Source organism: Clostridium celatum DSM 1785 (assembly GCF_000320405.1).
Taxonomy (GTDB): Bacteria; Bacillota; Clostridia; order Clostridiales; family Clostridiaceae; genus Clostridium; species Clostridium celatum.
Genome location: NZ_KB291649.1, coordinates 107,344 through 131,669, shown reverse-complemented (window position 1 = coordinate 131,669; position 24,326 = coordinate 107,344). Strand labels below are relative to the sequence as shown.

General features: G+C 27.6%; 22 protein-coding genes, 1 tRNA gene, 2 riboswitches and 1 other annotated feature. Of the genes, 16 read left to right on the top strand and 7 right to left on the bottom strand.

Going from position 1 to position 24,326, the window contains the following annotated elements:
- Window positions 1–39 precede the first annotated feature (39 nt).
- Window positions 40–705: a TVP38/TMEM64 family protein gene (locus HMPREF0216_RS09555; protein WP_005213843.1), complete on the top strand. Its 666-nt coding sequence runs from the start codon at window positions 40–42 to the stop codon at window positions 703–705.
- A 111-nt stretch (window positions 706–816) separates the two neighbouring features.
- On the opposite strand, the gene HMPREF0216_RS09550 is transcribed toward HMPREF0216_RS09555, so the two are convergent.
- On the bottom strand, window positions 817–2,367 hold the full coding sequence (locus HMPREF0216_RS09550) for a ClC family H(+)/Cl(-) exchange transporter (RefSeq protein ID WP_005213842.1): 1,551 nt from the start codon (window positions 2,365–2,367) through the stop codon (window positions 817–819).
- Between the two features lie 228 nt (window positions 2,368–2,595).
- Between HMPREF0216_RS09550 and HMPREF0216_RS09545 the strand changes: the two genes are divergently transcribed.
- From HMPREF0216_RS09545 to HMPREF0216_RS16350, 13 genes are all read left to right on the top strand, one after another.
- Window positions 2,596–4,614: a molybdopterin-dependent oxidoreductase gene (locus tag HMPREF0216_RS09545; RefSeq protein ID WP_005213841.1), complete on the top strand. Its 2,019-nt coding sequence runs from the start codon at window positions 2,596–2,598 to the stop codon at window positions 4,612–4,614.
- 186 nt (window positions 4,615–4,800) lie between these two features.
- Entirely contained in the window at window positions 4,801–5,286 is a 486-nt protein-coding gene (tpx, locus tag HMPREF0216_RS09540) for a thiol peroxidase (protein WP_005213840.1), read from the top strand.
- Between the two features lie 28 nt (window positions 5,287–5,314).
- Window positions 5,315–5,632 (top strand): hypothetical protein, encoded by a 318-nt coding sequence (locus HMPREF0216_RS09535; protein WP_005213839.1) that lies wholly within the window; start codon window positions 5,315–5,317, stop codon window positions 5,630–5,632.
- A gap of 361 nt (window positions 5,633–5,993) precedes the next feature.
- On the top strand, window positions 5,994–7,103 hold the full coding sequence (locus HMPREF0216_RS09530) for an ABC transporter ATP-binding protein (RefSeq protein WP_040419598.1): 1,110 nt from the start codon (window positions 5,994–5,996) through the stop codon (window positions 7,101–7,103).
- 30 nt (window positions 7,104–7,133) lie between these two features.
- On the top strand, window positions 7,134–8,099 hold the full coding sequence (locus HMPREF0216_RS09525; RefSeq protein WP_005213837.1) for a PucR family transcriptional regulator: 966 nt from the start codon (window positions 7,134–7,136) through the stop codon (window positions 8,097–8,099).
- 313 nt (window positions 8,100–8,412) lie between these two features.
- On the top strand, window positions 8,413–9,429 hold the full coding sequence (locus HMPREF0216_RS09520; protein WP_005213836.1) for a LacI family DNA-binding transcriptional regulator: 1,017 nt from the start codon (window positions 8,413–8,415) through the stop codon (window positions 9,427–9,429).
- A gap of 32 nt (window positions 9,430–9,461) precedes the next feature.
- A complete protein-coding gene (gene malQ / locus HMPREF0216_RS09515) occupies window positions 9,462–10,958 on the top strand; it encodes a 4-alpha-glucanotransferase (protein WP_005213835.1) in 1,497 nt (498 codons plus the stop codon).
- A 177-nt stretch (window positions 10,959–11,135) separates the two neighbouring features.
- Window positions 11,136–11,900, top strand: coding sequence for a potassium channel family protein (locus tag HMPREF0216_RS09510; protein WP_005213834.1), 765 nt, complete (start codon window positions 11,136–11,138; stop codon window positions 11,898–11,900).
- A 60-nt stretch (window positions 11,901–11,960) separates the two neighbouring features.
- Window positions 11,961–12,048: transfer RNA gene (locus tag HMPREF0216_RS09505), tRNA-Leu, on the top strand.
- Window positions 12,049–12,150: 102 nt separating this feature from the next.
- Window positions 12,151–13,110 carry a D-2-hydroxyacid dehydrogenase gene (locus tag HMPREF0216_RS09500; protein ID WP_005213833.1) on the top strand — a complete coding sequence of 320 codons (960 nt, stop codon included), beginning with the start codon at window positions 12,151–12,153 and terminating at the stop codon, window positions 13,108–13,110.
- A gap of 65 nt (window positions 13,111–13,175) precedes the next feature.
- Window positions 13,176–13,371 (top strand) — a binding site (T-box leader).
- A 101-nt stretch (window positions 13,372–13,472) separates the two neighbouring features.
- Window positions 13,473–14,975: a 2-isopropylmalate synthase gene (locus tag HMPREF0216_RS09495; protein WP_040419596.1), complete on the top strand. Its 1,503-nt coding sequence runs from the start codon at window positions 13,473–13,475 to the stop codon at window positions 14,973–14,975.
- Window positions 14,976–15,043: 68 nt separating this feature from the next.
- A riboswitch (glycine riboswitch) is annotated at window positions 15,044–15,118 on the top strand.
- Window positions 15,119–15,213: riboswitch (glycine riboswitch) on the top strand.
- Between the two features lie 236 nt (window positions 15,214–15,449).
- Entirely contained in the window at window positions 15,450–16,856 is a 1,407-nt protein-coding gene (locus HMPREF0216_RS09490; RefSeq protein ID WP_005213831.1) for an alanine/glycine:cation symporter family protein, read from the top strand.
- A 250-nt stretch (window positions 16,857–17,106) separates the two neighbouring features.
- Window positions 17,107–17,862, top strand: coding sequence for a glycoside hydrolase family 73 protein (locus tag HMPREF0216_RS16350; RefSeq protein ID WP_005213830.1), 756 nt, complete (start codon window positions 17,107–17,109; stop codon window positions 17,860–17,862).
- Between the two features lie 55 nt (window positions 17,863–17,917).
- On the opposite strand, the gene HMPREF0216_RS09480 is transcribed toward HMPREF0216_RS16350, so the two are convergent.
- Window positions 17,918–18,190 carry an acylphosphatase gene (locus HMPREF0216_RS09480; protein ID WP_005213829.1) on the bottom strand — a complete coding sequence of 91 codons (273 nt, stop codon included), beginning with the start codon at window positions 18,188–18,190 and terminating at the stop codon, window positions 17,918–17,920.
- Window positions 18,191–18,303: 113 nt separating this feature from the next.
- Between HMPREF0216_RS09480 and ndk the strand changes: the two genes are divergently transcribed.
- A complete protein-coding gene (gene ndk / locus HMPREF0216_RS09475) occupies window positions 18,304–18,717 on the top strand; it encodes a nucleoside-diphosphate kinase (protein ID WP_005213828.1) in 414 nt (137 codons plus the stop codon).
- A 64-nt stretch (window positions 18,718–18,781) separates the two neighbouring features.
- Here ndk and HMPREF0216_RS09470 read toward each other — a convergent pair whose 3' ends face one another.
- The 5 genes from HMPREF0216_RS09470 to HMPREF0216_RS09450 are packed head-to-tail and all read right to left on the bottom strand — an operon-like array spanning window position 18,782 to window position 23,093.
- Window positions 18,782–19,843 (bottom strand): ABC transporter substrate-binding protein, encoded by a 1,062-nt coding sequence (locus tag HMPREF0216_RS09470; protein ID WP_040419595.1) that lies wholly within the window; start codon window positions 19,841–19,843, stop codon window positions 18,782–18,784.
- 1 nt (window position 19,844) lies between these two features.
- Window positions 19,845–20,642, bottom strand: a complete 798-nt coding sequence (locus tag HMPREF0216_RS09465) for an ABC transporter permease (protein WP_005213826.1) — start codon at window positions 20,640–20,642, stop codon at window positions 19,845–19,847.
- A complete protein-coding gene (locus tag HMPREF0216_RS09460; protein WP_005213825.1) occupies window positions 20,639–21,484 on the bottom strand; it encodes an ABC transporter permease in 846 nt (281 codons plus the stop codon). Before HMPREF0216_RS09460 ends, HMPREF0216_RS09465 begins: the two co-directional genes overlap by 4 nt.
- Window positions 21,485–21,486: 2 nt before the next feature.
- Window positions 21,487–22,530, bottom strand: a complete 1,044-nt coding sequence (potA, locus tag HMPREF0216_RS09455) for a spermidine/putrescine ABC transporter ATP-binding protein (RefSeq protein WP_040419594.1) — start codon at window positions 22,528–22,530, stop codon at window positions 21,487–21,489.
- A gap of 23 nt (window positions 22,531–22,553) precedes the next feature.
- On the bottom strand, window positions 22,554–23,093 hold the full coding sequence (locus HMPREF0216_RS09450; protein ID WP_005213823.1) for a helix-turn-helix domain-containing protein: 540 nt from the start codon (window positions 23,091–23,093) through the stop codon (window positions 22,554–22,556).
- Window positions 23,094–23,582: 489 nt separating this feature from the next.
- On the opposite strand from HMPREF0216_RS09450, the gene pflA reads away from it, so the two are divergent.
- Window positions 23,583–24,302, top strand: a complete 720-nt coding sequence (gene pflA, locus HMPREF0216_RS09445) for a pyruvate formate-lyase-activating protein (protein ID WP_005213822.1) — start codon at window positions 23,583–23,585, stop codon at window positions 24,300–24,302.
- Window positions 24,303–24,326: the final 24 nt, after the last annotated feature.

The window sequence follows — 24,326 nt, the reverse complement described above, 5'->3', positions numbered from 1 at the left end:
ATAAAAAGTAGACAAAAATTATGAGGTGAACAAAAAATAATGAAAAACAACAAACTTGTATATATAACTTTATCTGTTATTACAATAATAGTATTATTTTTAGCAGTAAATATAATAGGAGATAATATAAAGATAGATTTTAGTATAGACACTTTAAGAAAGTGGATTGATAGAAGTGAGTATTCAAAACTATTCTTTATACTGCTTTGGGGGATAAGATTAATAGCTTTTATTCCAGGTGTAACATTAATGCTATTAGGAGGACTAATATTTGATCCAAGTAAAGCATTTTTATTATCATTAATAGGAATAGTATTAAGTGATACATTAATATTTTTACTTGCAAAGGGAAATTTATTTAAAAGACTTAAAGAGAAAGTTTCAAATAAATATCCAGATTTAGTAAAACTCATAGATAGATATAATTATAAGATATTAGCTATAGGGGTATTATGTCCTATAGCACCAACAGATGTAATAGTATTTTTATCTTCTTATATGGGAATGAGCTTTATAAGATTTGTAATGATATTTATAGGAGCAAATATTCCAGCACTATTTTTATATAGTTATCTAGGTGAAAGCTTTGAGGGATCTATTTTTAATACTATCTTTATAATAGCTACATTATTAATAAGTGGAATTCTTTCAATAAAGCTTTGGAGGGATTTAAAATCCACTCTATCTAATGACTGTAGTAAATAAATATAACTTAAAGTTAAATAAAAAGTATGATATACCCCTTTAGAAATTTTTATAATTTCGTTAGGTTATATCATACTTTTTTTCAAAAATAGTTTTAAAGTAATAACTTTGCTATTCTAGGGTTGTTAAGGAATCCATAAGTTCTCTAACACGCCATTCATCTTTTAAATCTGTCATTGTAAGAATTGTATCACCGGCCTTGATAACAGTATTACCTTTTGGAACAATTGAATATTCACCACGATTTATTGATACAACAAGTGTATTTTCAGGAAACTCGATAGAACTTAATGTCATTTTTTCAATTTGAGATCCAAAGTGTACTACATTTGTAATAATAATTTTTTTCTTGCTAGTACTGTGATATTCATTGATATCATTTTTAGCTAAAAGATTATCAAGTAAAGAATCATATATAGGTGTGCTTTTTAATAAATCAGCTACTATATAAGCAATTATTGATACAATAGTTAAAGATAATAAATGAGAAAATGATCCTGTCATTTCAGTAATTAGAATTATTCCAGTAATGGGAGCTCTAACTATTGCAGTAAAATATCCAGCCATAGAAAGTATTATAAAATTATTAAAGAATTCAGGACTTATTCCAATATAATTAATAGCTATGTATCCAAATACAGCTCCAAATGTACCGCCAATTATAAGAAGAGGAAAGAATATTCCACCAGGGGCACCAGAACCAAAGCTTATCATAGAAAATAAAAATTTAGCTACTAGCATTAATAAAAGTAAACTTAATGCAGAGTTAAGATTAAGTTCTTCAATAATTGCATGCCCACCACATAGAACTACAGGAAAAAGAAGTCCTAAAATTCCTGCAAGTAAAAAAGGTATCATTAGTTTAATAGAAGTTGAACATTTTAGCTTAGCATAAAAGTTTTGTACTTTTAAAGTAAACCAATTATAAAAAGAACCAAAAACACCTAAGAATAAACCAAGTATTAGTAGTAGCCAATAATTACCTAAAGGCATAGGGTTAGTATTAGCAAAATTAAATACTGGGTCTAATCCAAAAAATTGTTTTGATATAAAATCAGCAGCAACAGCAGAAGTAATTGTTGCAAGTAATACTAGCGGAGAAAAATATTTATAAACTTCTTCAAGTGAAAATAATACTCCAGATAGGGGAGCATTAAAAGCAGCAGCAAGACCAGCAGTGGCACCACTACTCATAAGAAGACGACGTTCCAATCTAGTACTTTTAAATTTTTTGCTTATTATATCACCAGTGCAAGCTCCAAGTTGAACTGAAGGACCTTCTCTACCTAGTGATAAACCACTTATAATAGATATGGTTCCGCCAATAAATTTATTAATAATTATAGAAATAGGTCTATTTTTTAAGTAGCCTCCCATGACACCTTTAACTTGAGGTATACCACTACCGCCAATAAAAGGTTCTTTATCAATAAGTTTTCCAACAATGAAAGCTAAACAAATTAGTACTAAAAACCATATTGGTATAAGATATTTTTTTACCTTAATGAAATCATATATAAAGAATGCAAGATCTTCAGCATAAGATAAAGCAAATCGGTATAAAACAACTATAAATGCAGTTACTATTCCAACTAAAAGACCTTTTAGCACTAATTTTACATGACGTTCTTCAGCATGAGTAATAACGTCGAAATTTTTCATTTTTATCACCTCCAAAAGTAGTATACTTTTATAGTATACATTTTAAATAAAATATAATAAAGTAGATAAATAGAAGAAAATATAGGAAAATATCTATATAAATTTATTTTAAAGAATGCTTTATTCAACTAGGATTAATAATAGAGAAAGAGAAATATTTATAAGTATAATTTTATATTATAGAGACAAAGTTTATTAGCAGTTAATGTAATAAGGGGGGAACTAATTTTGAAAAAATTAAGTCATGGATGTACTTTAGATTGTGCAGATTGTTGTAAATTTAATGTATATGTAGAGAATAATAATATAATAAAAATTGAGGGTGATAAAGATCATCCATATACGAAGGGGTTTATATGTAAAAAAGGTTTAGCTCATTTAGATAGGCTAAAACATAAAAAAAGAATTTTAACACCTTTACTAAAGTCAAATGAAGGGTGGAAAGAAATTTCATTTGAAGAGGCTATAGAAATAATGTCTGAAAAAATGAAATTTTATAAGGAGAATTTTACATCTAATTCTATAATGTATTATGAACAATATGGAAATGGATCTTTGCTTAAAAGCATAGGGGAAATATTTTTCAATTTCTTTGGTGGAGTTAGCTTATCTAAAGGTGGTCCTTGTTGGAGTGCAGGGATTGAAGCACAAAAATTAGATTTTGGAGATTCTAAAAGTCATTCTTTAGAAGATATGATGAATAGCAAAAATATTTTTGTGTGGGGTAAAAATCCAGCAAATACAACAATACATACAATGCAAATGATAAAAAAAGCAAAAAATAATGGAAGTAAAATAATAGTTATAGATCCAATAGAAACTGCTACAGCTAAACTATCAGATAAATATGTAAGAATAAAAGCTAATGGAGATTTAGCATTAGCTTTAGCAATGGGAAAAGTATTAATAGAAGAAAATTTAATTGATGAAAATTATATAAATATATATGTTAATCGCTTTGAAAATTATAAAAAAAATATACTTTCTTTAGATATACAAGAGTTAAGTTATATATGTGGAATAAGTATTGAAGAAATTAAAGAGCTAGCACAACTATATAGCAATAAATACTCAACTATTTTATTAGGGTTTGGAATGCAAAAATATAGTAACGGCGGAAGTACAGTTAGAGCAATAGATGCATTAGGTGCAATAACAGGGCAAATAGGCTTTAGCGGTGGTGGAGTAAATTATGCGAATAAGGTATATCCTAAAGTTTTAAATACAGATCCATATAATAGTTTTAAATACGCAAATAATAGATATTTTTATACAAATGAAATGAGTTCATTTATAAATGAAGCAATTGAAGGAAAAACATTATATAAAAATAAAATATTTATAAATGATAAATTAGTTATAAATAAATATCAAGAAGATATACAAGAGTTAAATATACCAATAAAAATGGCTGTAATAACTAAGAGTAACCTTTTAAATCAATTGGCAGATTTGAATTCTTTAAAGGCAGCGTTAGCTAAAGTTGAATTCAAAGTATGTTTTGATATGTTTATGACAGATACAGCTAAAGAATGTGATTTATTTATTCCTACAACTAGCACATTAGAAAGTGAAGATTTATTATTTAGTTCTATGATGAATCCTTATTTAGTTTATAATGAAAAATTAGTAGAACCTAAAGAAGAACTTATGGATGAATATTATTTCTTTGGAGAATTAGCTAAAAAATTAGAAATTAAAAATTACCCTCAGGTTTCGAAAAAAGAATATTTAATTCAAGTAATTGAGCCATTAAAAGAATATTATCCTAATATAAGTTTACAGTTTATTAAGGAGAATTATATTACGCTTCATAAAAATATAGCTTGGGAAGAGAAAAAATTTTTGACAAAGAGTGGTAGGTTTGAGTTATTAAATTTGGAAGAAAAACTTAGTAGTAATGAAGAAAATAGTAGAAGAATTAGGCTTTTAACTAATCATGGAAGAGATAGTTTATCTAGTCAGCATTTTATGGATGAAGAGGGAATATCAAAAGCATTTATTAATAGTAAAACAGCAGATAAATTAGAAGTAGTTAACGATGAAACTGTGAAGATAAAATCAAATAATGGATGCATAAAAGTTAAAATTACTATTGATGATTCTATAGGGGATAATATAGTTATGATGTATGTTGGATGGTGGAAAGAGCATGGTAATCCTAACTATATTACTTATAGCGGAATATCAGATATTGGTGGACAAGTAACTTATAATGAAACCTTTGTAGAGATTAATAAGATTTAAAATTAATATTTTAACATAGTTAAATGAATAATCATAATTTAGGTCAATGATAATTGTAAAATATACAAATCATTGACTTTAATTTATAATAAGCAACTTTAATTGATAAATTTACAGCATATAAAATTATAGCTTTAGGGGAAGATAATAAATGAAATAAGTAATTATAAGAGGAGGTGCTTTAAAATGAAAATAACTTTTAATGGTGATCCTATTACTTTAGTAGGTCCTGTACTAAGGGTTGGAGATGATGCACCAGATTTTTTAGTAGTTGATAACACTTTAAAAAATGTAACTTTAAAAGATACTTCAGGAAAAAGAATTTTTGTTGTAGTACCGTCTATAGATACTTCAGTTTGTGATATGGAAGTAAGAAAATTTAATGAAGAAGCTTCTAAACTAAGTGATGTAACTGTATATGTAGTATCAATGGATTTACCATTTGCACAAGTTAGATGGTGTGGTAATGCTGGAATAGATAAAGTTATAACTGTTTCAGATTATAAGCAAAAAAGCTTTGGTAAAAAATATGGAACATTAATAGAGGAGTTCGGTTTTTTAGCAAGAGCAATTTTTGTAGTTGATGAAAATAATAAAATTACTTATGTTGAATATTGTAAGGATGTAATTAATGAACCAGATTATGAAAGTGCCTTAAATGCAGTAAAATAAAACTTTTTATAGAAGGAGACATTTTATTATGAGTATTAAAGAAACAATCAATGAAATGAAAATCCATCATGAAGAAAAAAAAGAAGAAAGACATGAAAGACACGAAGAAAAAAAATTTGCTCATGAAATAAAACATCAAATGAAAGAAGAAGTAAAGACAGAGAGAAAAGAAGAAAAACATCACTTAAAACAAGAAAAAAAGGATTATAAAGAAGAGGAAAAAGAAGCAAAAGAATTTGCAAAAAATTTAGATAAAGGAATAAGAGATTTAGAAAAAGAAGATAGAAAAGAGCAAAAAGAATTTGCTAAAGAATTAAAAAAACAAATGGAAAATGAAGATCATTAAATAGCTAAATTATGAGCTAAAATTAATTTTAAAAAGGTATGATATAACACTAGAGAAATTAAGTATGATTCTATTATTTCTTAAGGTTATATCATACTTTTTATAATTTTAAACGGTATTTGAATTCATATAAATAGATAAATATTTAATATTCAATTTTACAATGGCATTTATTGGTGATGTAATTATAAGTAGTTATATGAAATAAATAAAAAGTAGATTATAAATAAATAATGATGTATAATTTAGATAATATTACAAAAACTAAGTTACATATTTGTGATTATTACATATAGCTGAAAACAGTTTCAGCATGTACAATAATTATATGAAGAAAAGTTAATTTATGGGGGGAAGAAAAATGGCAAAGTTATCATTACAACATATTTATAAAATATATCCAGGAGATGTAACGGCAGTTAAAGATTTTAATTTAGAAATTGAAGATAAGGAATTTATTGTATTCGTTGGACCATCAGGATGTGGTAAATCAACTACATTAAGAATGATTGCAGGCCTTGAAGATATATCTAAAGGAGAATTATATATAGGGGACAAGCTGGTTAACAATGTAGAACCAAAGGAAAGAGATATAGCGATGGTATTCCAAAACTATGCATTATATCCACATATGACTGTTTTTGATAATATGGCGTTTGCTTTAAAATTAAGAAAGGTTCCAAAAGCTGAAATTGAACAAAAGGTTACAGAAGCAGCTAAGATTCTAGATATAGAACATTTATTAAAGAGAAAACCAAAAGCTTTATCAGGAGGTCAAAGACAAAGAGTTGCGTTAGGAAGAGCTATTGTTAGACATCCAAAAGTATTCTTAATGGACGAGCCTTTATCAAACTTAGATGCTAAGTTAAGGGTTCAAATGAGAACTGAGATAATAAAATTATATAGAAAGTTACAAACAACATTTATATATGTAACACATGACCAAGTAGAAGCTATGACAATGGGTACAAGAATAGTTGTTATGAAAAATGGAATTATTCAACAAGTTGATACACCACAAAATATCTATAATTACCCAGCAAATCTTTTCGTAGCAGGATTTATTGGAAGTCCACAAATGAACTTCTTAAATGGTAAAATCGAAAAAGAAGGAAATGATATTGTAGCAATATTTGAAAATAATAGAATTGTATTACCAAAGGAAAATGCAGAAAAACTAGTAAGTGCAGGATACGTTGGAAAAACTGTTACATTAGGTATTAGACCAGAACATTTAAGTGATGATAAAGAACTTATAGCAGCTAATCCAAATAGTATAGTAAAAGGTAATGTTGAAGTTATTGAGCTTATGGGAGCAGAAAGCTATATTTACACTAAATGTGGACAAAGCTCAATGAATATAAGAGTTGAAGGTACAACTAGCTTACAAATAGGAGAAGTTGCTGATCTTTATTTAAGAGCTGAAAGATTACATGTATTTGATAAAGAAACAGAAATGAGAATTGTATAATTAAATAAAATTTTATTAGGAGGGGATATTGTGAAATACATTGAGCAATTAGTAGACGAAATATATATGAGTTCTAATATACCTTTCCAATTAATAATAGATGGAGTAGGGGAATATACTTCAAAGGAATTTAATAATATACAAGAATTCTCGGAAAAAAATTTTAACTATAAAGATACTAAATGCTGCATAAGAGTAAATGCAGCTTTTAGCATTACATTAAACTTATTAGAATTTTGTATAAAAGAAAAATTAAATGAAGTATTTATTAAAAAAAGCAGCATTATTTCACTAATATTAAAAGGACAAGAAGTAGAAAAAGAATTAGTTACAGCAATTTTTCCAGAAATAAATAAAGAATTCAATTTAATTAATATATATATAGAAAAATACAATGAAGAAATTCTTTTTTGTATAGAAGAAAGTTATGCTGAAAGTAATATAGAAGTTGTATTATATAATAAAAATATACTGCTTATTGGTGATTTTGAAGATGTATTGGATCATGCAATAAGTATAAGAGAAACTATTGTTAATAGTGTTTCGGGAAAATGCTATATAAGTTACTGTAATGTAGAAAATTATTTATCTTTAAAAAGGGCATATGAAACATCTGAAAATAAATTAAAGTTAGCTATTAAGTATAAAGTTAATGAAAATATATTTGATGAAAAAAAATTAATTTTGGAAAGTATTATTGATTCGGTGTCAGAGGATAAAAAGAATCATATATATAACGCATTCAATGAGGGAATATCAAAATTAGATAATGAAATGATAAAAACTATAGATGTATTTTTTAAATGTGGATTAAATTTAAGTGATGCAGCAAAAGAACTATATATTCACAGAAATACATTAATATATAGATTAGATAAAATACAACGATATATATCATATGATATAAGAGATTTTAATAATGCTATATTAGTAAAAATTCTTTTCTTTATATGGACAGAAAAGAATAATTTTTACTTGAAAATGTTTTCAGAATAAGGTATAATAATAATGGAAACGATACCAACACACTTAAGTTTTATAACAAAGTTAATGTAAAACTAACATGAAGCTACCAAAGCCTTTTTAGTACTTAGGCTTTGGTAGTAAATTTTTATATAGAATTAAATTAAATATACTTTAATGTATAAAAATATATTGATATTAAATAATGTTGAAAAAAATTCCAAATAAGAGTAAAATATAATTGGAATCGATACGGTATAACAATCTTAATATGCTTAAAAATATTTTATTTACATTTATTAAAGGAGACAATACCTAAAAACTGCAGTAAGAGAGGAAATGTTTTATGAATATAAGAGATATTGCAAAAATGTCAGGAGTAGGGGTTAGTACTGTATCTAGAGTGCTAAATAACCATCCAGATGTTAAGGAAAGTACTAGAGAAAGAGTTTTAAGTATAATAAGAGAAAGTAATTATGTACCTAATAATAGTGCAAGAATTCTTAAACAAAATAATACTAAAAATATAGGAGTACTTGTGAAAGGGGTTTTTAATCCATTTTTCTCGGAGCTTATAAATGTTATTGGAAGCAAAATTAATGAATCCAAGTATACAATGATATTACAACAAAATGATTATGTATTAGAACATGAAGTTGAAAATATTATATCTTTTGTTAAAGAAAAAAGATTACAAGGAATTATATGTTTAGGTGGAAATTTCACTGATTTAGATGAAGAAAGCTTCAAAAATCTTGATGTGCCAGTAGTATTAACATCTGTTAATACTATTTCACCACTAGGTAGAAATAGGTATTCAACTGTAGGGATAAATAATTTGCAATCGTCATATGATGCTACTGAATATTTAATAAAAAAGGGTCATAAGAATATTGCATTCATGATAGGGGAAGAAAATGATTTTTGCGTAAGTTGGTGGAGATACAAGGGATATATAAAGGCATTAAAAGATAATGGAATTGAATTAAATGATAATAATTTACTTGTAGGAGATTATGATACAAATAAAGCGTATGAAGTAACAATAAATTTCTTGAAAGAACGTAAGGATATTACGGCTATATTTGCAATTTCAGACTTTATGGCAATTGGAGTAGCAAAGGCAGTAATAGATAGTGGTTTAGTAGTTGGAAGAGATATATCTATAATAGGTTTTGATGGTATGGATGTAAGTTGTTTTTATAATCCTGGTATAACTACTATAAAACAGCCTAAGGAAGAAATGGCAATAAAGAGCGTAGAAATTTTATTTGATTTACTTAAAGGAACAGGGGAAAACAAGCACATTTTATTAGATACAGAATTAATAGAACGAGAATCATGTGCAGATTTATATAAGTAAATTATGGTTGAAATAAAAGGGAGTGGGGAAATATGGATAGAAGTGCAGGAGTTATCATGCATATTGCATCTTTGCCAGGAAAATTTGGTATTGGGACTTTTGGAAGGGAAGCATATGATTATGTAAAATTTTTGTTTAAAGCGGGTTTAAAATACTGGCAGATTCTACCTTTAGGACAAACTGGATATGGAGATTCACCTTATCAATCATTTTCAGCTTTTGCTGGAAATCCATATTTTATTGATTTTGATATACTTAAAAAAGAAGGTTTGTTAAAGGAAGAAGAATATTTAAATGAAGAGTATGGGGAAAATGAAGAGTATATTGATTATGGATTATTATTTAAAGTGAAATATAAGGTTTTACGAAGGGCATATAATAATTTTAAAAATATGAATGATATTGCTTTAAAAGAAAGCATGAATAATTTTAAAGAGGATAATAAATTTTGGTTAGATGACTATGCTCTTTATATGGCTATTAAGGAAGAGTTTAATCTTAAGAGTTGGCAGGAATGGGATGACGATATAAAGAAAAGAGAAAGTTCTGCTATGAATAAATATAAAAATAAATTAGTAGATGAGATTGAATTTTGGTCATTTGTACAATTTTTATTTTTTAAGCAATGGAATGAACTTAAAAAATATGCTAATTCAAAGGGAATAAAGATAATTGGTGATATTCCAATTTATGTAGCAGAGGATAGTGCAGATGTTTGGAGCAATCCTGAGGCATATTTAATTTATACTGAAACATTAAAACCTATAGTTGTAGCTGGATGTCCACCAGATGCATTTTCTGATACTGGGCAATTGTGGGGAAATCCAATTTATGATTGGAACTATATGGAGAAAAATAGATACAAATGGTGGGTAAAAAGAGTTGAAGAAAGTTTAAAACTTTATGATGTAGTTAGAATTGATCATTTTAGAGGTCTTGAAAGTTTCTGGGAAATACCTTATGGTGACAAAACTGCAGTAAATGGACAATGGATCAAAGGTCCAGGTATTAAACTATTTGATGCTATAAAGAAGGAATTAGGAGAAGTTAATATAATTGCTGAAGATTTAGGATTTTTGACAAATGAAGTTATAGAATTCTTAAGACAAACCAAATTTCCAGGTATGAAAGTATTACAATTTGCTTTTGATGCAAGAGAAGAAAGCAATTATTTACCTCATACGTATATAAGAAATTGTATAGTGTATACAGGTACTCATGATAATGATACTTTTAGAGGATGGTTTGAATTAACAGGAAATAAAGAAGATGTTGAATACTCTAAAGAATATCTAGCACTTTCTGAAGAAGAAGGGTATAATTGGGGATTTATTAGAGGTGCATGGAGTAGTGTAGCTAATTTATCTATGGCTTTAATGCAAGATTTTTTAAATCTTGGGGGAGAAAGTAGAATTAATACGCCATCAACACTTGGTCATAATTGGACATGGAGAGTTAGAGGTGGTAGCTATACAGATGAATTAGCTAATAAAATATACAAATATACAAAAATGTATGGAAGATGTTAATAAGTTTTTTACCACAATAAAAAATTAACTATAAACACTTTGAAATTTTAAAGAATAGTAATTACTAAAGATTACTATTCTTTAATTTTATTAAAATAAATTTTAACTTACATAATTTATTTTTTGGTTACATAAATATAAATATAGTAATTAGAAGTGTAAGAGGGTTAAAAATATATGAATAGAAAGAGTGTATATGATTTTTTTATTGGATTATTAGCACTAATGCTTTCATTAATGTTAATAATAGAAATATTTATTGATATTCCAGGGGAAGTTAGATGGGCCTTTTATTATATTGATAATATAGTAAGGCTTATTTTTATTGGAGATTATTTTGTAAGACTTGCCATTAGCAAAGAGAAACTAAAATTCTTAAAGAAAAACATTATAGATTTATTATCGATATTTTCATTAAGGTTATATATAAGAGTAGTTAATATTACTATGTTACCTAGTATTATCAGAGGACCAATAATAGTAAAAATATTAAAATGTATTATGTTAATAATTTGTATTATTAAATTTAAAATAAAAGTTAAAGATGAAATACACAAAAGTAGATTAAATTTTTTATTAGTAGTATCAACAATTTTTATAGTTATTGGAGCAGTAGCTATATCACTTGTTGAAGGAATTTCGATTGGAGATGCACTATGGTGGAGTTTTGTTACATTTACAACTGTAGGGTATGGAGATGTTCTATTAAAAACTAATTTAGGAAGAAGTATTGGTATTTTATTAATGGTTATAGGAATAGGGGTTATAGGTGTTATAACAACAACTTTAACTTTATATCTACTTGGTGAAAAAAAGAAAAAAACAACTACATATAAAGAAAAGATTATAAACGAAGTAAAGGAAATGCTAGATAATTTTGAAGATTTGAGTAGTGAGGATATAGATAATATAGCAAAGATATTAAAGTCACTGAAGAAATAGAAGTAAGACTTGAATTTGAAATGTTAATAAATTACAATTAATATATAGATTAAAATTTTTGCAGATATGCTGGAATAGGCAGACGGGATAGATTGAGGGTCTATTGAGGAATATCTTCGTGTGGGTTCAAGTCCCACTATCTGCACCAAGAATTAAGTAAATGAGAATTGTTTCAATGATATTTTTGAGATAATTCTCTTTTTTTATTAATTTATAATATAATAGGTATATAATAAGGGAGGATAGAATAATGAAAAAAATAGTAATACTTGATGGAAAAGCATTAGGCGATGTTGAATTAGAAAAATTAAAAGAAATAGGTGAAGTTTTTTATTATGATACAACATTAGAAAATGAAGTAAGTGATAGAATAAAAGATGCAAATATAGTTTTAACTAATAAAGTGGTTTTAAATAGAGAAAATCTTATAGAGGCTAAAAATTTAGAGTTTATTGCAGAAGTAGCTACAGGATTTAATAATATAGATATAGACTATGCTAAAGAAAGAGGAATAGCTGTTGCAAATGTTGCAGGATATTCAACTACTGCAGTGGTACAACATACTCTTGCTACTGCATTAGCTTTATTTGACGAAGTATTATTTTATGATAATTTTGTTAAATCAGGACAGTATTCAGCATCAGGATTATTTACTTGTCTTGATAAACCATACTATGAAATCGAAGGAAAGATATGGGGGATAATTGGACTTGGAAATATAGGAAGAAGAGTTGCCAAAATTGCAGAAGCCTTTGGAGCTAAGGTTATATATTATTCTACATCTGGAAAAAATTCCAGTGAAGAATTTGAACGAGTTTCATTAGATGAGCTGTTAAAACAAAGTGATGTAATTTCAATACATGCGCCATTGAATAATAATACATTAGGATTAATCAATTATGAAGCATTATGCAAAATGAAAAAATCAGCAATACTGATAAATATGGGTAGAGGACCTATAGTGGTAGAAAAAGATTTAGCTAAAGCTATTGATGAAGAAGAAATAAGAGGGGCAGCTTTAGATGTTTTCGAAATAGAGCCAATTAAGGAGGATAATGAACTGTTAAATATCAAAAATAAGGATAGATTAATATTATCTCCTCATATAGCATGGGCTAGTGTTGAGTCTAGGGATAGATTATTTAAGGAAGTAGTGGAAAATATAAAAGCATTTTATAGAGGAGAAGTAAGAAATAGAGTAGATAAATAGAAAAATAATAAAACTCACGTCTGTTGACAAAAATATTCTTATATAGTAATATTATTAAAAAGAATAAAAAGGCAAGGATTGAGAGTAGTAGAAAGTAATTAATTTTTCAGAGAGTAGACGGTTGCTGAAAGTCTATAAATTAGTATTTTTGAACTCGCTCATGAGCAATAAAGGTGAAAATTATAGTAACTTTTATCGGGTAAAAACCGTTATTTTAATTAAGTATAATTTTGGATGGTACCGCGCAAACACGCTCCAATACTGGAGAGTTTGCGCGATTTTTTTATTAATAAAAAATTTATCAGTAGAGTTTAAATTTAATTACTAACTAAAAACTACTAATTAATAACAGGGGGCTTTTAATTATGAAAAAGATTTATATTTTCGACACAACATTAAGAGATGGGGAACAAACTCCGGGAGTAGCATTAAATCCACAAGAAAAATTAGAAATAGCAAAACAATTAGAAGCAATGGGGGTAGATGTAATAGAAGCTGGCTTCCCAATATCATCCAATGGTGATTTTGAAGGTGTTAAGTTAATTGCAAAAAATATTAAAAATTCAACGGTAAATGCTTTAGCTAGAGCTAACAAATCAGATATAGATAGGGCATATGAAGCAATTAAATATGCTCCTAAAAAAAGAATACACACATTTTTAGCTACATCTGATGTTCATATGAAATATAAATTAAAAATGAGTGAAGAAGAAGTGCTAAAAAGGGCAACAGAAATGGTATCATATGCTAAAACACTAGTTGATGATGTAGAGTTTTCACCAGAAGATGGGTCAAGAACAAGAAGAGAATTTCTATATAAAGTTTTAGAAAATGTTATTGATGCTGGTGCAACTGTAGTTAATATTCCTGATACAGTAGGGTATTCAACTCCAAATGAGTTTGGAAAATTAATAAAAGACATAAAAGAAAATGTACCTAATATAAGTAAGGCAAAAATAAGTGTACATTGTCATAATGATTTAGGATTAGCAGTTGCAAATTCATTAGCTGCTATTGAAAATGGGGCAGAACAAGTAGAGTGTGCAGTTAATGGATTAGGAGAAAGAGCAGGCAATGCAGCTCTTGAGGAGATTGTAATGGCTCTTAGAACAAGAAAGGATATATATAAGTGTGATACAGGGATATCTACAGAAAGAATTTATAGAGTTTCAAGTATTGTTGCACATTTATCAGGGATATCAGTACAACCTAATAAGGCAATAGTAGGAGCAAATGCTTTTGCACATGAATCAGGAATACACCAAGATGGAGTGCTAAAAAATAGAGAAACTTATGAGATAATGACGCCGGAATCGGTAGGATTTAAAACTAATAATATGGTCTTAGGAAAACACTCAGGTAGACATGCGTTTGAAGATAGGATAATAGAGCTAGGATATAATTTAACTAAGGAACAATTAAATGAAGGTTTTAAAAAGTTTAAGGATTTAGCTGATAGAAAGAAGGAAATTTCTGATAAGGATATAGAAGCAATAATAAACCAAGGAGTAGTTTCAATTGAAGATTATTATAAGGTTGAAGTATTTAATGTTTCTACAGCTAAAAACATATCAGCAACAGCTACAGTAAAAATACTTTACAACGACATTGAAAAAGTAGAAGCAGCTTGTGGTGATGGACCAGTAAGTGCCCTTTATAAGGCCATAGAAAGGTCAATTGATATTAGTCCAGTATTAGAGGATTATTCTATACAAGCTATAACATCAGGTTCAGATGCGCTTGGTGAAGTTAAAGTTAAGTTATCCTTAGATGGTAAAAAAGTATTAGGTATGGGAATAAGTACAGATGTAATAGAGGCAAGTTTAATGGCATATATGAATGCATTAAATAAATTAAGAAATTAAAAAGATAAAAATGCTTGATTTTTTTTGAAAAGCTATATTATAATACCAATATAATTTAATATGTTCGGATGAAGGTAATGGGAGAGCGATTTAGAATCCACCGAAGAAGTAAATCTTTCAGGTATTAGGACCGTTACTGGACGAGCCTCTGGAGAGACTCAGATGAGAGCACCGAAGGAGCAAGGTTTAATTTTTATAATTAAATTGAAACTCTCAGGTAAAAGGACAGGGGATAAAGTATAGTAATAAGTGAATATTATAAATTAGTAATTTAAATAAATAATTATTAACTATAACGATGATAAGTATTTATAATAAATATTAGCATTTGTAGTTGTTATTAATTATTTATTTAAATAAAGCAATATACAAGATCTATAAGAACTTTTATATTAAAAATACTAGTTATAATCCTTACTTTTATAACTAACTTTAATCTCCTCCTAGAAATTTATTTTTAAGGGGGATTTTTTTATGGAATTTTTTAAAGAAATTGAAAATGTATTAAACAGTATTAATGGAATAGTATGGGGAGCACCTTTACTAATATTACTAGTAGGAACAGGTATTTATTTTACTTTTAAACTTGGGTTACTTCAAATTACTAAATTGCCACTTGCATTAAAATATTTATTTTCTAAAGATGATGAAGCAGATGATGAAGCAGCAGAAGGTGATGTATCAAGTTTTGCTGCACTTTGCACCGCATTATCAGCAACTATAGGAACAGGAAATATAGTAGGGGTTGCAACTGCTATATCTACAGGTGGGCCAGGGGCCTTATTTTGGATGTGGATAGCTGCTTTTTTTGGAATGGCAACTAAGTATGCTGAGGGTGTACTAGCTATAAAATATAGAGAAGTAGATGAAAATGGTCAAATGTCAGGTGGACCGATGTATTATATAGAAAAGGGTGTAGGAAATAAATTTTTAGCAAAGATGTTTGCTATATTTGGGGTTGCTGTTGCGTTACTTGGGATAGGAACATTTGGACAAGTAAAATCTATTTCATCAGCAGCTAAGATAAGTTTTAATATTCCAGTAGTAGTTACTGCAATAATTGTTACAGCGTTAGTTACGTTAGTTACTTTAGGAGGAATAAAAAGAATTTCATCAGTTGCAGAAAAAATAGTTCCTAGCATGGCAATATTATATATATTAGGAGCACTAATGGTTTTAATATTTAACTATAAAGCTATTCCAAATGCTATTAATTTAATTATAACTAGTGCATTTAATCCTAAGTCAGCTCTTGGAGGAACAGCAGGAATAACAGTTGCAATAGCAATTCAAAGAGGTGTTGGCAGAGGTGTTTTTTCAAATGAAGCAGGGCTTGGAAGTGCACCTATTGCATCAGCAGCAGCTAAGACAAAATCTCCAGTTAAGCAAGGGTTGATTTCTATGACAGGTACATTTATAGATACAATAATAATATGTACAATGACAGGACTTGCAATTATATTAACAGGAAGTTTTAATAGTGGGTTAGAAGGTGCAGAAATAACTACCTTAGCATTCCAAAGTGGATTGCCATTTGCTGTATTAGGAAAGTATGTGGTTAATATAGGATTAATATTTTTTGCATTCACAACTATAATAGGGTGGAATTATTATGGAGAGAGATGTATTGAATATTTAACTGGAGTAAAAGGAATAAAATTATATAAAATTGTATTTATAGCTTTTGTTGGTATAGGGCCATTTTTATCACTTGATTTAGTTTTTATAATAGCTGATATTGTTAATGGGTTAATGGCATTACCCAATTTAGTTGGATTAATAGCATTGAGACATGTTGTTATAAATGAAACTAATGAGTATTTTAAGAAAATTAAAAATGAAAGCAAAGATGAAAAAAGTAGTAAATTACAAATAAATTAAAAATAAGTATGCCTCAAAATTATAATTTACCAATTAGTCTTGAAGCTTTCCAAATAAAAAGCACACAGTAAGATTAAATGTTCTTATGGTGTGCTTTTATAATATTTGTTAATATAATTTATTTTTCACAAAGTACTAGCTATTTAGAGTCGGCTCCATTTTTTTATAATGATGAGAATATTATATTCTTGAAAAATATATATTTAATTATGAAAAGTTATTTAAATAAATTTTTATTGGGAGGGGACTATTGAAAGGAAATTTAATTTACAATGGAGTAGATAATTATAAAGCAATAGATAAGAGGGGAAATATAATAAATACAGTAATTATATTAAGTTTAGTTATTGTATTGATAATAAGTAGTGGTAATCTTTTGAAAAGATTAGTATTTACAAATAATATAGATGCTGGATACAATAATGAGGACTTACGATTAAGTGAAAATAATGAAAGTAATAAAAGTAATGAAAGCAATATAGAGGATAATACTGAAAAACAAGTATATGTAAATTCTTATTTAAATGAGGAAGAAAATAGCTTTATAAATTTAATATTAGATGGAGCAATAGAAAATTATAAAGAGTATAAAATTTTACCATCAATAACAATAGGGCAAGCTATATTAGAGTCTGGATGGGGAAAATCAGAATTGGCAGTAAGTCACAATAATTTATTTGGAATAAAAGCAGATTCAAGATGGGATGGTGCAGTAGCTGCTATAAATTCTAAAGAAAACTATAATGATAGTTATATATCAAACTTTAGAAAATATGATTCTATTGAGGAATCAATAGAGGATCATGGAAGGTTTTTATTTGATAGTGATAGATATAGAGATAATGGATTATTTGAAGGGAAGACTTATATAGAGCAAGCACAAGCTTTAGAAGATGCAGGATATAGTACAGCAAAAGATGAAAGTGGAGTGCCAATATATGCCGATAAATTAATAGCAATTATTGAGAAATATCACCTGATGGATTATGACAAACAAATTGTTTAATTATTTTCAGAATGATATCATAAATTTTTTGGCACCACAATTGTTTAAAATAATTTTAGTAGCGTTCTGTAAAAGTACGTTCATTTTGGATAATAGGGATTTTCTTTTGATAAAGTTCATCAACTCTAATGAAACGATTGCCTTTTTTTATAGTTCTTATAAATTTTTCAATTGATTCATCAGATCCTTGAACTTCAAGTTCTACCATACCATTATCCATATTTCTAACCCAACCAGTTAAATCTAATGGTTTAGCAGTCATAGAACAAAAAAATCTAAAGCCTACGCCTTGAACTCTGCCTTCTACAACTATGTAATATCTATTCATAAGCTCCTCCTTAAAATATAACTATATAAAAATTATAGCATATAAATAGTATTTCTAAGATTAAAAAAAGTATCATATACTTATATAGATAATTTAGCTTAAAGAGGGGTTACATGGAAAAAACTTTGGTTTTAATTAAACCTGATGCTGTAGAGCAAAATATAATTGGAAATATAATAAGCTTATATGAAGAAGCAAATTTAAAGGTTATTGCATTAAAGATGGAAAAAGTAAGTAGAGAAACTGCAGAAACTCATTATAAAGAGCATAAAGGTAAAGTATTTTATCAAGAATTAATAGACTTCATTACAAGAAGCCCTATATGTGCATTGATACTTGAGGGGGAAAATTGTATTGCTAAGGTGAGAGAAATAAATGGAGCAACAAAACCTGAAGAACAAAAGCCAGGTACTATAAGAAAGAAATACGCAAAGGGAATAACTGAAAATTGTGTACATGCTTCTGATTCTTTAGAGAGTTCAAAAAGAGAAATAAAGATATGGTTTCCTAATTTTAAAGGAGAATGATATATAGAAAGAATAAAATAAAAAAATAATGCAGAAACTTTTAAAGGTTTCTGCATTATTTTTTCTATTGAGAAAGGATTTCTGTAAAAGCAGATTCATATAATTTTAATGTCTGAGGATCTAAATCCGTAAAAACTTCACATCTTTCTAATACGGCATCAGAAGGATATGCAGCAGGATTATTTTTAACTTCATCATCTAATAATTCAAATGCACCTGTATTTGGAGTTGAATATTCAATATACTCAATATTTGTCTTTGCATTTTCAGGATCGCATAAGAAGTTTATGAAAGCTTCAGCGCCTGCTTTGTTTGGAGCGTCTTTTGGTATTGCAATTGCATCAAACCACTTATTTGAACCTTCATTTGGAACAACATATTTCATATCAGGATTTTGACTCATTATGTAAGAAGCATCTCCAGAGTAAACTACAGCTAATGCTTTTTCTCCAGATATCATATTATCTCTTACTTCATCAATAACGTATATAGGATTAGTTAAAGTTAATTGTTTTAATAAATCTTCTTTAGCTACATTTATTTCATCAGCGTTAGTTGAGTTAAGTGAATATCCATTCTTCACTAATGTAATTGCTAAAGAATCTCTTAATGAATTATACATATAAACATTATCTTTGTATTTTTCATTCCATAATATATCCCAACTAGTTACAGGTTCAGTAACAACTGTGCTATCATAAATAATACCTACTGTACCCCAAGTATATGGAACTGAATATTCATTTGTTGGATCATACGGAAGATTCTTAAATTTTTCGCCTATATATTTATAGTTAGGAATATTATTAAAATCTATTTTTTCAAGTAAATCTTCTTTAATCATTTTTTCAATCATGTAATCTGATGGAATTACTATATCGTAAGTTCCAGGATTAGTTTTAATTTTTTGATACATAATTTCATTTGTATCATAAGTTGAGTAATTTACTTTAATTCCTGTTTCATTTTCAAAGTCTTTAATTAAAGATTCATCAATATATTCTCCCCAGTTAAAAACATTGATAGTACCATTTTCGCCAGCACTATTATTAGAGCATCCAGCAAAAATGGAAGTTGTTAATAAAGCTGTTGCAATTAATGCAGTTAATTTTTTAAATCTTTTCATTTTATTCACCCCTTGAAGTAAATTCTTTTCTATTTACAATTAATAATAAAATAAGTACTGTTAAAAACATTAAAGTAGATAATGCATTTATTGAAGGGTTTATTCCCTTTCTAGCCATAGAGTAGATTTCTATTGAAAGATTAGTTACTCCAGGTCCTGTAGTAAAGAAACTTATTACAAAGTCATCAATAGACATCGTAAATGCCATTAATAGACCAGAAATAATACCAGGTTTTATTTGAGGTAATATTATTTTTCTCATTGCATAACCAGGAGTTGCTCCTAGGTCTAAGGCTGCTTCTGTTATGTTTGTAGGCAATTGCTTTAGCTTTGGTAATACTGATAATATAACATATGGGATATTAAAAGTAATGTGAGCTATAAGCATAGTCATAAATCCAAATTGTATATTTAAAAATGGCATAACAAATATGAATAAACTCATTAAAGATACACCTGTAACAATATCAGGATTTAATACTGGTAAATTATTTATATTTAATAAGGCTTTTTTAGGTAGCCCTTTCATTTTATGAATGCCAATTGCTGCAAATGTACCAATTATAGTAGCAACTACAGAGGCAATTACAGCTATTATTAGTGTGTACTTTAATGCTTCCATTATTCTTTGGTTTTCAAAAAGCTGGCTATACCATTTAAAAGTAAAACCACTCCATTTTCCCATTGATTTTGAATCATTAAAAGAAAATACCATTAAAGTAACTATTGGTGTATAAAGAAATATAAAGATTATAAATAAATAAAATCTCTTTATAAAGGATTCAAGTTTTTTCATCATAGGGAGCTTCCTCCTTCTTTATCATCAGCACCTTCAAACTTATTCATAAAGGCCATTGATAATAAAATTATTAACATCATAAATATTGCAATGGCAGAACCAAAGTTCCAATCATTCATTGTTGTATATTGTGTTTCAATTAAGTTACCAAGTAGCATGTATTGTCCACCACCTAGTATTCTAGAAATTACGAATGTAGATACAGCAGGCATAAATACCATTGTAATACCAGAAATTACACCAGGCATACTTAAAGGAAGAATGATTTTCATAAATATATGTTTTCTATCAGCGCCTAAGTCTGAAGCAGCATTTATCAAATCATTATCCATTTTTATAAGTACTGTATAAATAGGTAATATCATAAATGGTAAGAAGTTATAAATCATACCTAAAAGTACTGCAAAATCATTATAAAGAATATTAAATGGTCCAATTCCAAAGTTAGAAAAGAACGTATTAATAAGGCCATTTTTACCTAATATAGGTAACCAAGCGTAAGTTCTAAGTAAGAAATTCATCCACATTGGAACAATAAATAACATTATTAATATATTTCTTTTACCTTCACGCATTTTAGAAACTAAATAAGCAACTGGATAACCTAATATTAAACAACCTATTGTTGCTTTAAATGCTAAAACTAAGCTTCTCCAAAAAACTTTTAAATATATTGGATCCATTAATCTTTGAAAGTTCTCAAGTGAAAATTTATAATTATCACCTGACTTTACAGTAAAACTGAAGAAAACTACTATTAAAAGTGGAATAACAATAAAAAGTGAACTCCAGACGATATAAGGTGATGCTGGAAGAATACCTTGACTATTTTTCTTTTTCATTTTTAATCATTTACCTTTCTCATTTTATGAATTGCTTCAGGATCAATAATTAAACCTACTGTACTACCAACTGTAGCATTTTTTGTATTATGTATTATCCACTTAGTATTTTCAGTTTCAACTTCTATTTCATAATGAACACCCTTAAATGTAACAGAATTAACTTTTCCTACTAATATTCCTTTTTCTACTGTTGTAATTTCTATGTCTTCAGGTCTTATAACAACATCTATTTTTTCATTTTTATCAAATCCGTTATCTACACATTCAAAAACTCTATTAGAAAATTCTACTTTATAGTCTTCTAACATAGTACCATCTAATATATTACTTTCACCTATGAAGTCAGCGACAAAAGCATTAGCAGGTTCGTTATATATATCCTCAGGACTACCCATTTGTTGAATAACTCCTTTATTCATTACAACGATAGTATCTGACATGCTTAAAGCTTCTTCTTGGTCATGAGTAACAAAAATAAATGTAATACCAAGTCTTTTTTGAATTTTTTTAAGTTCTAATTGCATTTCTTTTCTAAGTTTTAAGTCTAGAGCACCCAGTGGTTCATCAAGTAATAAGACTTTAGGTTCATTTACAAGAGCTCTTGCTATTGCTACTCTTTGTTGTTGTCCACCACTTAAAGAGTCAACAGAACGATTTTCAAAACCTTCTAATGCGACCATTTTTAACATTTCGTGAACTTTTTTATCAATTTCATTTTTAGGTAGTTTTTTTATCTTTAAGCCAAAAGCGATATTTTCATATATATTCATATGAGGGAATAATGCATACTTTTGGAAAACTGTATTTAACTGTCTTTTGTATGGTGGTAAGATAGATATATCTTTTCCATCAAAAAGAACTTTTCCATTATCGGCAGTCTCAAAACCAGCTATAATTTTAAGAGTTGTTGTTTTACCGCATCCACTTGGACCAAGTAAAGTTAAAAATTCATTTTCTTTTATATTTAAATTTAAATTATTTAAAACGGTGTTATCTCCATATGTTTTAGAAACACCTTGAATTTCAATAATATTTTGATTCAAAAAAAACACCTCTTTCTTTTATATTAAAATGATGGTGGAGTAGAAATCCAAATCACTTTAGCAGTTGTTTTACCATTATTACTAATGTAATGATTAGATTTTGGCTTAAAATAAAAACTTTCATTTTTCTTTACTTTGTAAGATTTATCACCAAGATGTAGTACTATACTACCAGATAAAACATAGCCAAACTCTTCACCTTCATGGGGTTCTTCTTCTATATATTTTCCACCAGGTTCAAGAGTTATCATAATAGGTTCCATTTCATTTTTTTGTGCATTTGGAACAAGCCACATAAGAGTATATTTTAAATCAGTATTTTCTGTTTCAAACATATCTTCATATGTATAAGTAATTTTTTCATCTTTATCATCATTAAAGAATTCTTTAAGGTTTGTCCCTAATATTTCAAGAATATCTATTAGAGTGGCAATAGATGGAGAAGTTAGATCATTTTCAAGTTGAGAAATAAATCCCTTTGATAATTCACATCTATTAGCAAGATCTTCTTGTGTTAGTCCCTTTTCAATTCTCATTCGTTTTATTTTATCACCAATTTCCACAATTTCACCTCGCCTTTCAAGTAGTTTAGTAGTAACTATTACTAAACAAAAGGTTTAAAATTACTAAACAACAAATGATATTATATATATTTATGAGTAAAAAATCAATAAAATTTGTAAAATTTTAAAGTTTATAAATATGCTTATAAAATAAAGCTTTAAAGGGAGTTTAACTTAAAGTGAGTTTAACAATAATACATTAAAAGTTTACTTGTACTAAGAAAGTTAAAATGAGTATAAAAATATTTGAAATTACAAATTGTGTAAAAAATTATTTGGTACATAATAATGATAATATAAGATTAGTTATAAAGTTATATTTGGTAAATGATTAATGATTTATACTATTTTTATAATTAAATTAGATAAAAGAATTTTATATATTTATGTAAATAATAATTATTATTAAAAAATAATAAAAGGTAGGTATTAACAAAATTTTTATATGGGTGTATAATAATGTTATTATGTTAAAACGGAGGATGGATTATGATAAAAGGAACGATACATTCAATTGAAACTATGGGCTTAGTAGATGGTCCAGGTATAAGAGTAGTAGTGTTTATGCAAGGGTGTGCTTTAAGATGTCAATATTGCCATAACCCAGATACATGGGCTAATAAGTGTGAAGAATCATTAGAATTAACTCCAGAAGAGTTAGTTAATAAAATTGCAAGATTTAGAAGTTATTTTGAAAGATCAGGTGGTGGGGTAACTTTCTCAGGTGGGGATCCATTAAGACAGCCAGAATTTTTAAAGGAAGCTTTAAAGCTATGTAAGAAGCAAGGTATACATACAACACTAGATACTTCTGGAGTTGGTTTTGGAGATTATGAAGAAATATTAAAGTATACTGACTTAGTTCTTTTTGATGTTAAGCATTTAACTGAAGAAGGATATAAAGATATGACAGCTGTGAAAATAGATGAAAGCTTAAAATTCTTAGAAGCATGTAAGAAGTGTGGAACTAAACTATGGATAAGACAAGTGGTTGTTCCGGGTATGACAGACAGTGAAGAATATATTACAGAATTAGGTAAGTTCATTAAGACTTTAGATAATGTTGAGAAGGTAGAATTACTTCCATATCATTTATTAGGCGTTAATAAGTATGAAACTATGGGATTAAAGTATAGATTAGATGGAACTCCAGCAATGGATAAGGATAGATGTAAAGAATTATATAAATTATTAGATTTTAATAAATAGGCAAAATAGAGATATTCTTGAGAG